Origin of the sequence: Aeromonas sp. 603404 (genome assembly GCF_049171775.1) — a bacterium.
Classification (GTDB): Bacteria; Pseudomonadota; Gammaproteobacteria; order Enterobacterales; family Aeromonadaceae; genus Aeromonas; species Aeromonas veronii_A.
Genome location: NZ_JAAKPE010000015.1, coordinates 100,094 through 113,323 on the forward strand (window position 1 = coordinate 100,094; position 13,230 = coordinate 113,323).

Consider the following 13,230-nt stretch of genomic DNA (forward strand, 5'->3'; position numbering starts at 1 on the left):
GGACCCGTCTTCGAATGAGGTGCAGGCTTAGTTGGCCTTGGCATCGCTCACTGCAGCTTCAACCTTGGTAGCGGCTTCGGTAGCAGCTTTTTCTACGGTTGCAGTCGCTTCGGAGGTGGCCTTCTCTACGGTAGAGGTGGCTTCGCTAGCGGCTTTTTCTACAGTGGCAGCAACTTCGGCGGCCGGAGCAGCAGCAGGAGCGGCAGCTTTTTCTTCTTTCTGACCGCAAGCAGTCAACATCAGACCCAGGATACCGGCTACCAGTACTTTGTTCATGTGCATTCCCTCAAAAAAAGATGGAGAGATGGTCTGTGCAACCATCACAGCGCCCACCGTTGCCCGGTATTGAAACAAGAAGCCGGGAGGCAGCAGGCGGGCGCAATATAGCCCCATTAGTTACCGATGAAAACGGATATCACAATGACATTTTTTCGTGCCGTGGATAAAAAGCTCCACTGCAACGACTGATATCAATACAAGATGCCGTTAAATGGCACTGATTGCACAATAAAACACCACTTTACTGCCATCTTGTGGCGGTTTAGCAAGGTCAAGGTTGGTCAAGCGCGGCCGATGACCCGCACCTTAGTCAGACAGCTTCTGACAGGGCAGCCGTTTTCCCTCAAGGTGGCTCTGACGGGCCAGATCCAGCAGCGCCATCACCGCCAGCGCTTCACTTGCTGGCACCGGGTTGCTCCCTTCGCCCTTGATGGCGGCGCAGACACCGCGATAGTAGGCGCCATAATCCCCCGCCTCACCCACCACGCTCTGCTGCTGCAACTGACCATCGACAATGCGGCTGAGCTGACCGGGTTCGCTATCCATGCCCCAATCCGCCGCCGGCGGCCGCTTGCCCAGCTTGAGTTGATCTTCCTGCACATCCATACCGAATTTCACGAACGAGCCCTGGCTGCCGTGGACGATGAAACGCGGCATGGTGGCCGAGACCAGACAGCTGCCATGCAGAATAACCCGCAGAGCACCGTAACCCAGCACCACATGGAAGTAGTCGTCCGCCTGTGCGCCGGGGCGCTGCTCGGCCAGATCGGCCTGCAACCAGTCCGGCTGGCCGAACAGCTGCAATGCCTGATCCAGCACATGGGGGCCGAGATCGAACCAGAGGCCGGAACCCGGGCCACCCGCTTCGCGCCAGCGCTGGCGCACTTCGGGGCGATAGCGATCGAAGTGGGATTCGAACTGGGCGATCTGCCCCAGCGTCCCCTCGCCAATCAAACGGCGCACGGTAAGAAAATCTCCATCCCAGCGCCGGTTGTGGAAGATACTGAGCAGCCGCTGCTGCTTTTCGGCCAGCTCGACCAGCGCTTGCGCCTCGGCCAGATCCAGTGCAAAGGGCTTGTCGATCACCACATGTTTGCCTGCCAGCAGCGCCTGGCGGGCCAGAGGAGCGTGGGTGTCGTTGGGGGTGGCGATCACCACCAGATCGACGGTCTCATCGCTTAGCACCTCCTCCAGTGAACCGACCCGGCAGCCGGGCAGATCGGCCTGCACCTTGGCGGCATCGCGGCTCACCACCCAACTGAGGGACAAGCCCGGGGTGGTGGAGAGGAAGGGGGCGTGAAAGGTCTTGCCTGCAAAGCCATAGCCCACCAGGGCTGCGTTGAGAGTGTGGCTCATCGGGAGTTCTCCGCTGACATCGAGTGAGTGGGGTTGCCATCGCAGGCTCTCTGCCGGATGGCCATTCGTTGTAAAGGCGATACAAACGAGAAGGGGGCCGATGGCCCCCTGAGTGTGCCCATCAGAGCACAGGATTTATTGCAAACACAAGCGGCGACCGCGTCGGGTCATCAGCATCACCAAGGGCGGCAGCAGCAGCCACATATGCAGCGCCAGCTGGCTCAGCGGGTCGTGCATCAGGGCGCCGGTCAGGCCAACCAACGCGCCGGATCCGCTCATCTGGAACAGGCCGAGCAGGGCGGCGGCGGTACCGGCGCAGTGGCCGAATGGTGCCAGCGCCATCCCGGCGGCCGAGCCCAGAATCATGGCAAAGCCGATGCTGGAGAGGAATACCGGCCCCATCATCGCCAGCGGATGTTCGATGTGCATCGCGAGGGTCAGGGTGATGGCCGAGAGCATCAGTACCAGCAGGCCGATACGCAGGGTGCGTCTTGGTCCTACCTTGGCAATAAAGCGCGGGGCCATGAAACAGGCCAGAATGTTAAGCGCAGCGTTGGCGGTAAACCAGTAGCTAAAGCCGCTCATATCCAGCCCCAGTTTCACCATCAGCTGCACCGGTGCGGCGGTGACATAAGCGAGGATCACCGCCATCGCCAGCATGCACAGCGCCGCGTTGAACAGGAAGCTGGGGGAGCGCAGCACCGGGCTGTAGCGAGACCAGCTGATGAGGGCCCCTTCGCTACGGGTCTCCTCCGGGCGGGTCTCCGGCATCCGCCACATCAGCCAGCTGCCGACGATGAGCGCATAACCGGCCATAAACCAGAAGTTGGCAGACCAGCCTGCCTTGGCGGTGAGCCAGCCACCGAGCAGGGGGGCCAGCGCAGGAATAAAGCAGATGGCTCCATTGAGATAGGAGATCATCTGGCCGCTCTTTTTCGGGCCGTAGCTGTCACGCACCACCGAGAAGGCGGCGACCGAGGTGGCGCAGGCGCCGAAGCCCTGCAGCACCCGGGCCAGCATCAATTCGCCGAGGCTGGCGGCAAAGCCGGCCCCCAGCGCGCTCAGGCCATAGAGCAGCACGCCGCCCAGCGCGATGGGCTTGCGACCGTAGCGATCGGCCAGCGGGCCAACAAGTAGTTGCCCCAGTCCCATGCTGAACAGGAACCAGGTGATGGTGCCCTGCATCAGGGTTACTTCGGCGCCCAGCTGCTCGGCCATCTGCGGAATGGCGGGCAGGTAGATGTCGATAGCCAGCGGACTGAACAGCACCAGTAGTACGAGTAAAAGTATCAATGGCATCTGTCACCTCTTTAGTCAGCCAGGTTAATGAATTGGGGCGCGAGTCTACTGACTCACAGTAATGAATAGAAATGGTATTTAATCACTTTGGTTATTCCATTATGGAAACATGTATTAAAAAGCTGGTTATTCGATGGTGGCAAATCCCCCGTAACCCCATCACAGCGGGTGTAATTGGCGCTTTTACTAAACGCTTGCGCCGCATAGAATGCGCAGATTATTTTTGCGGAGGTGCTCGATGAACAAGCTTGTCCTGGCAACAGGTAACCAGAAAAAGGTGAAGGAATTGGCCGCCATGCTGGCCGATATGAAGATCCAGGTGATCCCACAGAGCGAGTTTGCGGTCTCCGATGCCGATGAGACCGGCACCACCTTCGTCGAGAATGCCATCATCAAGGCCCGCCACGCCGCCCGCATTACCGGTTTGCCCGCCGTGGCCGATGACTCCGGTCTGGAAGTCGATCTGCTGCAAGGGCGCCCCGGTGTTTACTCCGCCCGCTTTGCCGGTGTGGGTGCCGGTGACAAGGCCAACATCGAGAAGCTGCTCGGCGAGCTGCAAGGTGCCCCCGAGTACCTGAAGAGCGCCCGCTTCTGGTGTGTGCTGGTCTATATGCGCCACGCTGACGATCCCACCCCCATCATCTGTCAGGCGAGCTGGGAAGGGATGATCATCGATGAGCCGCGCGGTCAACATGGCTTTGGCTATGACCCCGTCTTCTTCGTGCCGGATCACGACTGCACCGCCGCCCAGATGCCCGCCGAGCTGAAGAACCAGCTCAGCCATCGCGGTCAGGCGCTGGCCAAGCTCAAAGCGGCGCTGGCTGCGGCGCACTGAGTCACTTCGCCACTTTGTCGGTTACACACGGTCAATTACACATAGTCATCTACAATGGGGGCCTTGAGCCCCCGTTTTATTGGAAGCCCCATGCTGCAACTGCCGCCGCTCTCTCTCTATATTCATGTGCCCTGGTGCGTCCAGAAGTGCCCTTATTGTGACTTCAACTCCCATGCCCAGAAGGGGGAGTTGCCTCACCTCGAATATGTCGCCGCCCTGCTGGAGGATCTGGATCAGGATCTGAAGTGGGCGCAGGGGCGGCCGCTCTCCTCGATCTTTATCGGCGGCGGCACCCCCAGCCTGTTGACGGTGGAGGCGATGCAAACCTTGCTGGACGGGGTGCGGGCCCGCATTCCGCTCACCGCAGATTGCGAGATCACCATGGAGGCCAACCCGGGCACGGTGGAGGCGGATAAGTTCGCCGGTTTCCAGCTCGCCGGCATCAACCGTATCTCCATCGGGGTGCAGAGCTTTCAGCAGGAGAAGCTGACCCGCCTCGGTCGCATTCACGGCCCGGAAGAGGCGCGCAAGGCCGCTGCACTGGCCCATGCCATCAAGTTGCCTACCTTCAATCTGGATCTGATGCACGGTCTGCCGGATCAGAGTCTGGATGACGCCCTTTATGACCTGCAGCAGGCGATCGACTGCGCCCCGCCACACCTATCCTGGTATCAGCTCACCATAGAGCCGAACACGGCATTTGCCTCCAAACCGCCCAAACTGCCGGAAGATGACACCCTGTGGGATATCTACGAACAGGGCCACGCCATGCTTACCGCCAGCGGTTATCGCCAGTACGAAATCTCGGCTTATGCCAAAGAGGGCTATCAGTGCCATCACAACCTCAACTACTGGCGCTTTGGCGACTATCTGGGGATCGGCTGTGGCGCCCACGGCAAGGTGACCGATCTCGCGAACCAACAGATCCTGCGCACCGCCAAGGTGAAGCATCCGAAAGGGTATCTGGACAAGAGTCGCCCCTATCTGGACGAGCAGTGGCAGGTGACGGCAGACGATCTGCCGCTCGAATACTTTATGAACCGCTTCCGCCTGTTTGAACCTGCCCCCAAGGTGGAGTTCGAGGCCTATACCGGCTTGCCGCTGGAACGGGTGGAGACAGTGCTCGCCATCGCCCAAAGCAAGGAGCTGATCGAGGATTTGGGGGATAGCTGGCAGCTCACTTCTCTCGGCCATCGCTATCTGAACGTATTGCTCGAACTGTTTATGGATGAGTGAAAACTGGCTCACGATCTGGCTGCGAAGCCGTGATCAAGGTTCATGCGCTGCTCGGAAGCCTCACGTATCTCTATACGCTCCGGTTCCTGCGCTGCTCTTCACCTCGCTGACAGCTTCTCGCGACAGGTCGTGAGCCAGTTTTGGCGAACCGTGTTTCGAGATAACAATCAGGGCGCCAATGGCGCCCTGATTGTTTTGGTCGGTAGAAACCCGCTCAGTAGCAGACGCGGAGCATCTGCTGTTGGCCGGGCTCCCACCGCTTGCCGAATTTGGCCTTGCGCTGGTAACTCCCCTTGCCCTTTTTGTTGCGCTCGACCCGGCTGCGAAACAGGGGATCGGAGAGCAGGGCGTGCAGATGGTTATCCTTTATTTCGCCGTGCTGATGGGCATAGCAGCCCCCTTGCGCATTTTCCTCACGGGGGAGGGCGGGTTGGTCGACCCGAATTTTGGCCATGATGGCTCCTCTTCTTTTCTCTTGGTGTGTTGATTCTTGTGTCTGGATGGCGGTTTTCGCTGCGGGCGCCTGTTCAGGCTAGCGCCCGGCAACCGGATGCACTGGCTCCGGTTAAAAACGCGGCGATTTTGTCACCAAATCGCCGCCGGAGCAATGCGTCGGCGGCGCCGAGTCAGTCACACTGAGCCAGGCACGCTCAGTCAGGCGTACCATGTCAGCCGTGAACCGGGTCATGCAGGTCGTGGCTGTGGTGCTCGTGATGGGCCGGGGCTCCAGATTCCAGCGTCTCGAGGATGGCGCAGTGCTCGGCCGAGCGCGGCCCGCCGCAGCAGATATTGGAGAGCTCGCGCAGATTATCGCGAAAGCGGGTCAGTTCGATGATCTTCTGCTCCACCTGGGCCAGCTTGGTGTCGGCCACTGCTTTCACCTCCTGACAGGTGACTTTGGCCTTGTTGGTATCGAGGTCGAGCAGCTCGCCAATATCGGCCAGCGAGAATCCGACCGACTTGGCGCGGATAATAAACTCCAGCCGCCGCTTGTCCTGTTCGCTGTAGAGACGGTAGCCGGATTCGTTGCGGATCCCCGGTGAGATAAGCCCGTTCTTCTCGTAAAAACGCAGGGTATCTGCCTTGACCCCGCACGCCTTGGCCAGTTCACCGATCCGATACATGCTCTCTCTCCCCTTGAATATATGCCGCTACAAAAACCGGAATCCACTATCACCCCTTTGCTCATGGATTGCCAGCCAAGGGCATAAAAGGGGCAGATAAACATCTCCTGGCGACCCTTTTTCCCATAAAACACTGAAAGTGCAAACGTTTCGAGAAAATCAAGTAGAAAACGTTTAACGCCGCGCCAAATAAGGCTTTGCTGTTTCAAAAAATCCACCACGGGTCACATTTTTTGTGTAGAATACGCGCCCATAACAGAGCGCCGCACCAAGCGGGCATTTCCTAAAACGCTTTTGCCGGATGTCGGGGCGAGAGTGGTTTGCGAAATCCCCCACTTCCATTTATTTGGGGACTCTCTGTGTTGAGCCTCGCCTCCCATGGAACGGTCCCCGTTATGTTGAGGACGATAGTGTGATGGAACAAGCTCGACCCATTCGCCGTGCACTGCTGAGTGTGTCTGACAAAACTGGCATTCTGGAATTTGCCAAGGCACTCAACGAGCGTGGTGTTGCCCTGCTCTCCACGGGCGGTACCGCCAAGCTGCTTGGCGAGGCGGGTCTGCCGGTGACCGAGGTCTCCGACTACACGGGTTTCCCTGAAATGATGGATGGCAGGGTCAAGACCCTGCATCCCAAGGTTCATGGTGGCATCCTCGGCCGTCGGGATCAGGATGACGCCATCATGGCCCAGCACGCTATCTCCCCCATCGACATGGTCGTCGTCAACCTCTACCCCTTCGCTGCCACCGTGGCCAAAGCGGGCTGCACCCTGGCCGATGCAGTCGAGAACATCGACATCGGCGGCCCGACCATGGTGCGTTCTGCCGCCAAAAACCATAAAGATGTCGCTATCGTCGTCAAAGCTGCCGACTACGATCGGGTTATTCGCGAAATGGATGCCAACGGCAACAGCCTGAAACTGGCCACCCGTTTCGATCTGGCCATCGCAGCCTTCGAGCACACCGCCGCCTATGACGGCATGATCGCCAACTACTTCGGCACCATGGTTCCTTCCTACGGTGACAACAAGGAGGGTGACGAGGAGTCCCGTTTCCCGCGCACCTTCAACAGCCAGTTCATCAAGAAGCAGGACATGCGTTACGGCGAAAACAGCCATCAGGCTGCAGCTTTCTATGCCGAGGAGCATGCCGCGCCGGGTTCTGTCTCCAGCGCTACCCAGTTGCAGGGCAAGGCGCTCTCCTACAACAACATCGCCGATACCGATGCGGCGCTGGAGTGTGTGAAGGAGTTCGACGAGCCAGCCTGCGTCATCGTCAAGCATGCCAACCCCTGCGGTGTGGCCATCGGTAACGACCTGCTGAGTGCCTACGATCGCGCTTACCAGACCGACCCCACCTCTGCTTTCGGCGGCATCATCGCCTTTAACCGTGAGCTGGATGGCGCCACTGCCGCTGCCATCGTTGCCCGCCAGTTTGTCGAAGTGATCATCGCCCCGACCGTCAGCCAGGAGGCCCGCGATGCGGTCGCCGCCAAGCAGAACGTGCGTCTGCTCGAATGCGGTCAGTGGACGGCACCGGCGCAAGGCTTTGACCTCAAGCGTGTCAACGGCGGCCTGCTGGTGCAAGAGCGAGATCTCGGCATGGTGACGCTGGGCGACCTGACCGTGGTCAGCAAGCGTCAGCCGACCGAGGCCGAGCTGCAAGATCTGCTGTTCTGCTGGAAAGTGGCCAAGTTCGTCAAATCCAACGCCATCGTCTACGCCAAAGATGGCCAGACCATCGGCGTCGGCGCAGGCCAGATGAGCCGTGTTTATTCGGCCAAAATCGCCGGTATCAAGGCGGCGGACGAAGGGCTGACCGTGGCGGGCTCCGTGATGGCCTCCGATGCCTTCTTCCCGTTCCGCGACGGTATCGATGCTGCCGCGCAGGCCGGTATCTCCTGCGTGATCCAGCCCGGTGGCTCGATGCGCGATCAGGAGGTGATCGACGCCGCCGACGAACACGGTATGTGCATGGTCTTTACCAACATGCGCCATTTCCGTCATTGATGGGTCAGGGGCTGCCGATGGCGGCCCTTTTGTTGTCTCTTTTCAACTGACTATTTCCACTGACTGACGGCCCGAGTGGCCGTCCAGTGACCACAAATAGAAGCGAGCGATACGATGAAAGTACTGATCATTGGCAACGGTGGCCGCGAACATGCTCTGGCCTGGAAGGCCAAACACTCCCCACTGGTACGTCACGTTTTTGTGGCGCCGGGCAACGCAGGCACCCAGCTTGAGCCGGGTGTCGAGAACGTCGCCATCGAGGCGACCGATATCGAAGGGCTGCTGGCCTTTGCCAAAGAGAAGCAGGTCGGCCTCACCATCGTTGGGCCGGAAGCGCCGCTGGTGAAAGGGGTGGTGGATGCCTTCCGCGCCGCCGGTCAGCCCATCTTTGGCCCGACCGCTGCCGCTGCCCAGCTGGAAGGCTCCAAAGCTTTCACCAAGGATTTCCTGGCCCGTCACGCCATCCCGACTGCCGAGTACCAGAATTTCACCGAAGTGGAGCCTGCGCTCGCCTACTTGCGCGAGAAGGGCGCCCCCATCGTCATCAAGGCCGATGGTCTGGCGGCAGGTAAGGGGGTGATTGTCGCCATGACCTTGCAGGAAGCGGAAGACGCGGTGCGCGACATGCTCTCCGGCAATGCCTTTGGCGAAGCGGGCTCCCGTGTGGTGATTGAGGAGTTTCTGGAGGGGGAAGAGGCGAGCTTCATCGTCATGGTCGATGGCGAGCACGTGCTGCCGATGGCCACCAGTCAGGATCACAAGCGGGTTGGCGACGGTGATACCGGCCTCAACACCGGCGGCATGGGGGCTTACTCCCCGGCGCCGGTAGTGACCGCCGAGGTACATCGACGCGTGATGGAGCAGGTGATCATGCCGACTGTGCGAGGCATGGCGGCCGAGGGCAACGTCTACACCGGTTTCCTCTACGCCGGTCTGATGATCGACGGTGCAGGCAATCCCAAGGTGATCGAGTTCAACTGCCGCTTTGGCGATCCCGAGACCCAGCCCATCATGCTGCGGATGCAATCCGATCTGGTGGAGCTCTGCCTGGCCGCTTGCGCAGGCAAGCTGGATCAGAAAGAGGCCATCTATGATTCCCGCGCCGCCATCGGCGTGGTGTTGGCGGCGGGAGGCTATCCCGGCGATTACAGTACCAATCACCCCATCAGCGGCTTGCCGGTGGATGAAGTGGCGGGTGAGAAGGTGTTCCATGCCGGTACCCGCCTGGAGGGCGATACCAGCCTGACTGCTGGCGGTCGTGTACTGTGCGCCACCGCCCTCGGCCACACCGTTGCAGAAGCCCAGCAGCGTGCCTATCAGCTCGCTGGCCGCATCAAGTGGGATGGCGTCTTCTACCGCAAGGATATCGGCTGGCGCGCCATTGCTCGCGAACAGGAGTAACTGACGCAAGCCATTGGCCAGCTGATTCAGACCCCGCTACGGCGGGGTTTTTTGTCGCTGTTTACCGCTTTCAACCATCCCCATGGTGCGTGTCACCTGCGTTCAATCAGTTACCAAGCGCAAACAAGCGCGGCATATCCGTCACTATTTGCCACAAAAAACAGCATTTTTCACAAACGTTTCACCATGAGTCATGGCATCATGCTGGTGATGAATTCTTGTTTGGATTCATAAGTACCCCTAACAATTCGAGCATGTCGTTATATAAGGAAATCCCATGTTGAAAACCGTCCGCCCCCTGCTGCTGCCCCTGATGTTTGGCCTGATGACCCTGCCTGCAGTGGCGGGTGATCTGGAACAGCCGATGAAGAAGATTGGCTTCAACTACAAGCAGGCCGTCAAGGCTGATGATGCAGCCACCATGGAGAAGCACATCAACGAGATGAAGGCCCAGCTGGATGTGGCCAAGCAGAAGAACATGCCGGCCGCCAAGAAAGAGAAATTCCTTGAAGGGATGAACGAGGTACAGACCGAGCTGGACGCCAGCCTGGCCGCACTCAAGGCGGGTGATGAGGCCAAGGCGCGCGAACATCTGGCCAAGGTCAACGACCTGAAGAAGGAGTACCACAAATATGCCAAGCAAAAAGGGTGAGCCCTTTCGCTGGGATGCGCTGGTTCGCCTGACCCACTGGGGCTTGGCGGCGGTCTGCATCGGCAACCTCTGGGTTAACGAAGCGGGGGAGGAGTGGCACGAGTGGCTGGGTTACTGCGCCATTGGGCTGGTCTCCTTGCGTCTGCTCTGGGGGCTTACTTTTGCCCGTGGCTACGCCCGCCTTGGTGCCCTCATCCCCAGCGGTGAGGATTTTCGCCAGCAAGCGCGCGAGATGCGTGAGCGGCAGCCTCCGGCACCGGGTCATCACGGTAGCGGCAAGCTGGCCGTGTGGGCGCTCTGGCTGGTTGTGCTGGCCACTGCTGGCAGCGGCTGGTTTCAAAATACCGAGACGGGATTTGAACTGGGGGCTGACGAGTGGCATGAGTGGTGCGTGGTGGCGCTACAGGGGTTGATTGGTCTGCATCTGCTGGCCATTGTTTTCACCTCCTGGCGTCAGCGCAGCAATCTGGTTACCCGGATGCTACCTGCCATCGGGCGTCGCTCGTCCATCCAGAGCGGCAGCAACGAGCAAACCTGAGGCTCAGCATTAGGCTCCTTGTCTCTGAGTGAGGCGCCTGATCCGGACCCTGCCCAGACCCGCCCATGGCGGGTCTTTTCTATGGCCTCCTCGAGCTTATCACGGGACATTGCCCGATACGTAGATGCAAAAAGGCCGCTCATTATGAGCGGCCTTTTCTAATTTGGTGGCCCCTGGGGGACTTGAACCCACGACCAATCGATTATGAGTCGACTGCTCTGACCAACTGAGCTAAGGGGCCAAATTGTGCGTTTAGCGGCGTGGATTATAGGGGAAGAGGAAAGGGCAGTCTATAGGCATATCAACCACTTGGCGACTAATTGTCCAGGTCGATAGAGGGGGAAAAGCCGGTCGCAAGGGTAAATGCCAGACAAAACAAAGCCCCGCATGGCGGGGCTTTGGCAGAGCAGTTTGACACAGGGTCAGGACTATTCGTCCAGGAAGCTGCGCAGCACTTCCGAGCGGCTCGGGTGGCGCAGTTTGCGCAGTGCCTTGGCTTCGATCTGACGAATACGCTCACGGGTAACGTCGAACTGTTTGCCCACTTCCTCTAGGGTGTGGTCAGTGTTCATGTCGATACCGAAACGCATCCGCAGTACCTTGGCTTCACGGGCGGTCAGGCCAGCCAGCACTTCGCGGGTGGCGTTGCGCAGGCTTTCGCTGGTCGCCGCATCCGCTGGCAGAGCCAGGGTGGTATCTTCGATAAAGTCGCCCAAGTGGGAATCTTCATCATCACCGATGGGCGTCTCCATGGAGATAGGCTCTTTGGCGATTTTCAGTACCTTGCGGATCTTGTCTTCCGGCATGCCCATGCGCATGGCCAGCTCTTCCGGGTTCGGTTCGCGCCCCATCTCCTGCAGCATCTGACGGGAGATACGGTTGAGCTTGTTGATGGTCTCGATCATGTGTACCGGGATACGGATGGTACGGGCCTGATCCGCGATGGAGCGGGTAATGGCCTGACGGATCCACCAGGTAGCATAGGTCGAGAACTTGTAGCCACGACGGTATTCAAACTTGTCTACCGCCTTCATCAGACCGATGTTGCCTTCCTGGATCAGATCCAGGAACTGCAGACCACGGTTGGTGTACTTCTTGGCGATAGAGATAACCAGACGCAAGTTGGCCTCAACCATCTCTTTCTTCGCACGGCGGGCCTTGGCCTCACCGATGCTCATGCGACGGTTGATATCCTTGATCTGGGCAATCGACAGACCGGTCTCTTCTTCAATCTGCTGCAGCTTGCCGATGGCGCGCTGAATATCTTCGTCCATTTCAACCAGACGGGGAGACCAGGCTTTGCCAGCCTGCTTCTGGTATTCGAACCAGGCAGTTTCACACTCATTGTTGGTGAAAGCCGCGACGAAGGTTTTCTTCGGCATCTTGGCCTGCTCAACGCAGAGCTTCATGATGATGCGTTCCTGCACGCGGACACGCTCCATCATTTCACGCATGTTGTTGACCAGGCGATCGAACTGCTTGGGCATCAAGCGGAATTGACGGAATACATCGGCCAGCTGGGCGATGGCGGCCTGGGTATCTTCGTGCGCGCGACCATTCTTCTGAATGGAGAGGCGGGTCACTTCATACTGGGCACGCAGTTCGCCAAACTTCTCGCGAGCGACTTCCGGATCCGGACCACCGTCACCGTCGTCGTCAGAGCTGTCGCCATCTTCGTCTTCGTCTTCTTCGTCTTCTTCATCTTCGTCGGCCAGATCGTCTTCGCCGAGTTCGGAACCGATATGCGTGGCGGTAGGTGCCATGTCTTCAGTTTCGTTCGGGTCAATAAAGCCAGAGATGATGTCAGAGAGACGGAGCTGCTCGGCTTCATACTTGTCGTACTGTTCGAGCAGGTAAGTAATTGCTTCAGGGTACTCGGCTACGGAGCTTTGTACCTGGTTGATACCGTCTTCGATCCGCTTGGCGATGTCGATTTCGCCTTCACGGGTCAGCAGTTCGACGGTACCCATTTCCCGCATGTACATGCGGACGGGATCGGTCGTGCGACCAATCTCAGATTCAACAGATGCCAGAGCCTGGGCCGCTGCTTCGGCAGCGTCCTCATCGGCGGTACCACCTTCAGCCATGATAAGGTCATCGGCATCCGGAGCGTTTTCAACCACTTGAATGCCCATATCGTTGATCATCTGAATGATGTCTTCGATCTGGTCTGAATCGACAATGTCTTGCGGGAGGTGATCGTTCACCTCGGCATAGGTCAGGTAGCCCTGTTCTTTACCTTTGGCAACGAGGAGTTTAAGCTGAGACTGCGGGGTTTGCTCCATAGAACTCATCCGGTTGGTGTTGCTAGGTTGCGCGTACAGTGCGCTGCTGCGCAAATAGCCAATTCTAATAGAAAACCGCCAGACATGCTATGTCTGGTTGCGGCGTCGGTCATGAGAAACCCCTGCCCGCAGTATTGTCGGGGCCAGGCGGTTATAAAAATTTTGCTTTTCATCCCGTCGATTCGGGCAACGCTATCCATATTGGGACTAATCACTC

At 58.8% G+C, this 13,230-nt stretch carries 12 protein-coding genes and 1 tRNA gene; 6 read left to right on the plus strand and 7 right to left on the minus strand.

The window, feature by feature from the left end; translation table 11 throughout:
- Positions 1 to 27 precede the first annotated feature (27 nt).
- From G5306_RS17635 to G5306_RS17645, 3 genes are all read right to left on the minus strand, one after another.
- The gene (locus tag G5306_RS17635; RefSeq protein ID WP_005340533.1) at positions 28 to 276 is read right to left on the minus strand and encodes a hypothetical protein; all 249 of its coding nucleotides are present in this window, start codon (positions 274 to 276) and stop codon (positions 28 to 30) included.
- Positions 277 to 585: 309 nt separating this feature from the next.
- Entirely contained in the window at positions 586 to 1,635 is a 1,050-nt protein-coding gene (locus G5306_RS17640) for an oxidoreductase (protein WP_421313310.1), read from the minus strand.
- A gap of 135 nt (positions 1,636 to 1,770) precedes the next feature.
- Positions 1,771 to 2,934 carry a multidrug effflux MFS transporter gene (locus G5306_RS17645; protein ID WP_005340537.1) on the minus strand — a complete coding sequence of 388 codons (1,164 nt, stop codon included), beginning with the start codon at positions 2,932 to 2,934 and terminating at the stop codon, positions 1,771 to 1,773.
- Between the two features lie 238 nt (positions 2,935 to 3,172).
- Between G5306_RS17645 and rdgB the strand changes: the two genes are divergently transcribed.
- Both rdgB and hemW read left to right on the plus strand, forming a co-directional pair.
- A complete protein-coding gene (gene rdgB / locus G5306_RS17650; RefSeq protein WP_005340539.1) occupies positions 3,173 to 3,769 on the plus strand; it encodes an RdgB/HAM1 family non-canonical purine NTP pyrophosphatase in 597 nt (198 codons plus the stop codon).
- A 90-nt stretch (positions 3,770 to 3,859) separates the two neighbouring features.
- Positions 3,860 to 5,005: a radical SAM family heme chaperone HemW gene (gene hemW, locus G5306_RS17655; RefSeq protein ID WP_201987902.1), complete on the plus strand. Its 1,146-nt coding sequence runs from the start codon at positions 3,860 to 3,862 to the stop codon at positions 5,003 to 5,005.
- A 214-nt stretch (positions 5,006 to 5,219) separates the two neighbouring features.
- Here the strand turns inward: hemW and G5306_RS17660 are convergent, their stop codons facing one another.
- Positions 5,220 to 5,459, minus strand: a complete 240-nt coding sequence (locus G5306_RS17660; protein ID WP_421313312.1) for an alternative ribosome-rescue factor A — start codon at positions 5,457 to 5,459, stop codon at positions 5,220 to 5,222.
- Between the two features lie 214 nt (positions 5,460 to 5,673).
- Positions 5,674 to 6,129, minus strand: a complete 456-nt coding sequence (zntR, locus tag G5306_RS17665; RefSeq protein ID WP_103251281.1) for a Zn(2+)-responsive transcriptional regulator — start codon at positions 6,127 to 6,129, stop codon at positions 5,674 to 5,676.
- 415 nt (positions 6,130 to 6,544) lie between these two features.
- Between zntR and purH the strand changes: the two genes are divergently transcribed.
- The 4 genes from purH (at position 6,545) to G5306_RS17685 (ending at position 10,728) form a co-directional block, all read left to right on the plus strand.
- Positions 6,545 to 8,137, plus strand: a complete 1,593-nt coding sequence (purH, locus tag G5306_RS17670; RefSeq protein ID WP_123173754.1) for a bifunctional phosphoribosylaminoimidazolecarboxamide formyltransferase/IMP cyclohydrolase — start codon at positions 6,545 to 6,547, stop codon at positions 8,135 to 8,137.
- A gap of 114 nt (positions 8,138 to 8,251) precedes the next feature.
- Positions 8,252 to 9,538, plus strand: a complete 1,287-nt coding sequence (purD, locus tag G5306_RS17675; protein WP_201987904.1) for a phosphoribosylamine--glycine ligase — start codon at positions 8,252 to 8,254, stop codon at positions 9,536 to 9,538.
- Positions 9,539 to 9,815: 277 nt separating this feature from the next.
- Positions 9,816 to 10,190, plus strand: coding sequence for a cytochrome b562 (locus G5306_RS17680; protein WP_005349056.1), 375 nt, complete (start codon positions 9,816 to 9,818; stop codon positions 10,188 to 10,190).
- Positions 10,171 to 10,728: a cytochrome b/b6 domain-containing protein gene (locus tag G5306_RS17685; protein ID WP_421236004.1), complete on the plus strand. Its 558-nt coding sequence runs from the start codon at positions 10,171 to 10,173 to the stop codon at positions 10,726 to 10,728. The genes G5306_RS17680 and G5306_RS17685 overlap by 20 nt, the downstream gene beginning before the upstream one ends.
- A gap of 164 nt (positions 10,729 to 10,892) precedes the next feature.
- On the opposite strand, the gene G5306_RS17690 is transcribed toward G5306_RS17685, so the two are convergent.
- Both G5306_RS17690 and rpoD read right to left on the minus strand, forming a co-directional pair.
- Positions 10,893 to 10,969 (minus strand) — tRNA-Ile (locus G5306_RS17690).
- Between the two features lie 187 nt (positions 10,970 to 11,156).
- Positions 11,157 to 13,052 carry an RNA polymerase sigma factor RpoD gene (gene rpoD / locus G5306_RS17695; protein WP_263718854.1) on the minus strand — a complete coding sequence of 632 codons (1,896 nt, stop codon included), beginning with the start codon at positions 13,050 to 13,052 and terminating at the stop codon, positions 11,157 to 11,159.
- Positions 13,053 to 13,230 lie beyond the last annotated feature (178 nt).

Bases quoted from the DNA above. Each gene is read 5' to 3' on its own strand.
- G5306_RS17635 (WP_005340533.1), bottom strand. From the start codon at position 276: ATGAACAAAGTACTGGTAGCCGGTATCCTGGGTCTGATGTTGACTGCT.
- G5306_RS17640 (WP_421313310.1), bottom strand. From the start codon at position 1,635: ATGAGCCACACTCTCAACGCAGCCCTGGTGGGCTATGGCTTTGCAGGC.
- G5306_RS17645 (WP_005340537.1), bottom strand. From the start codon at position 2,934: ATGCCATTGATACTTTTACTCGTACTACTGGTGCTGTTCAGTCCGCTG.
- rdgB (WP_005340539.1), top strand. From the start codon at position 3,173: ATGAACAAGCTTGTCCTGGCAACAGGTAACCAGAAAAAGGTGAAGGAA.
- hemW (WP_201987902.1), top strand. From the start codon at position 3,860: ATGCTGCAACTGCCGCCGCTCTCTCTCTATATTCATGTGCCCTGGTGC.
- G5306_RS17660 (WP_421313312.1), bottom strand. From the start codon at position 5,459: ATGGCCAAAATTCGGGTCGACCAACCCGCCCTCCCCCGTGAGGAAAAT.
- zntR (WP_103251281.1), bottom strand. From the start codon at position 6,129: ATGTATCGGATCGGTGAACTGGCCAAGGCGTGCGGGGTCAAGGCAGAT.
- purH (WP_123173754.1), top strand. From the start codon at position 6,545: ATGGAACAAGCTCGACCCATTCGCCGTGCACTGCTGAGTGTGTCTGAC.
- purD (WP_201987904.1), top strand. From the start codon at position 8,252: ATGAAAGTACTGATCATTGGCAACGGTGGCCGCGAACATGCTCTGGCC.
- G5306_RS17680 (WP_005349056.1), top strand. From the start codon at position 9,816: ATGTTGAAAACCGTCCGCCCCCTGCTGCTGCCCCTGATGTTTGGCCTG.
- G5306_RS17685 (WP_421236004.1), top strand. From the start codon at position 10,171: ATGCCAAGCAAAAAGGGTGAGCCCTTTCGCTGGGATGCGCTGGTTCGC.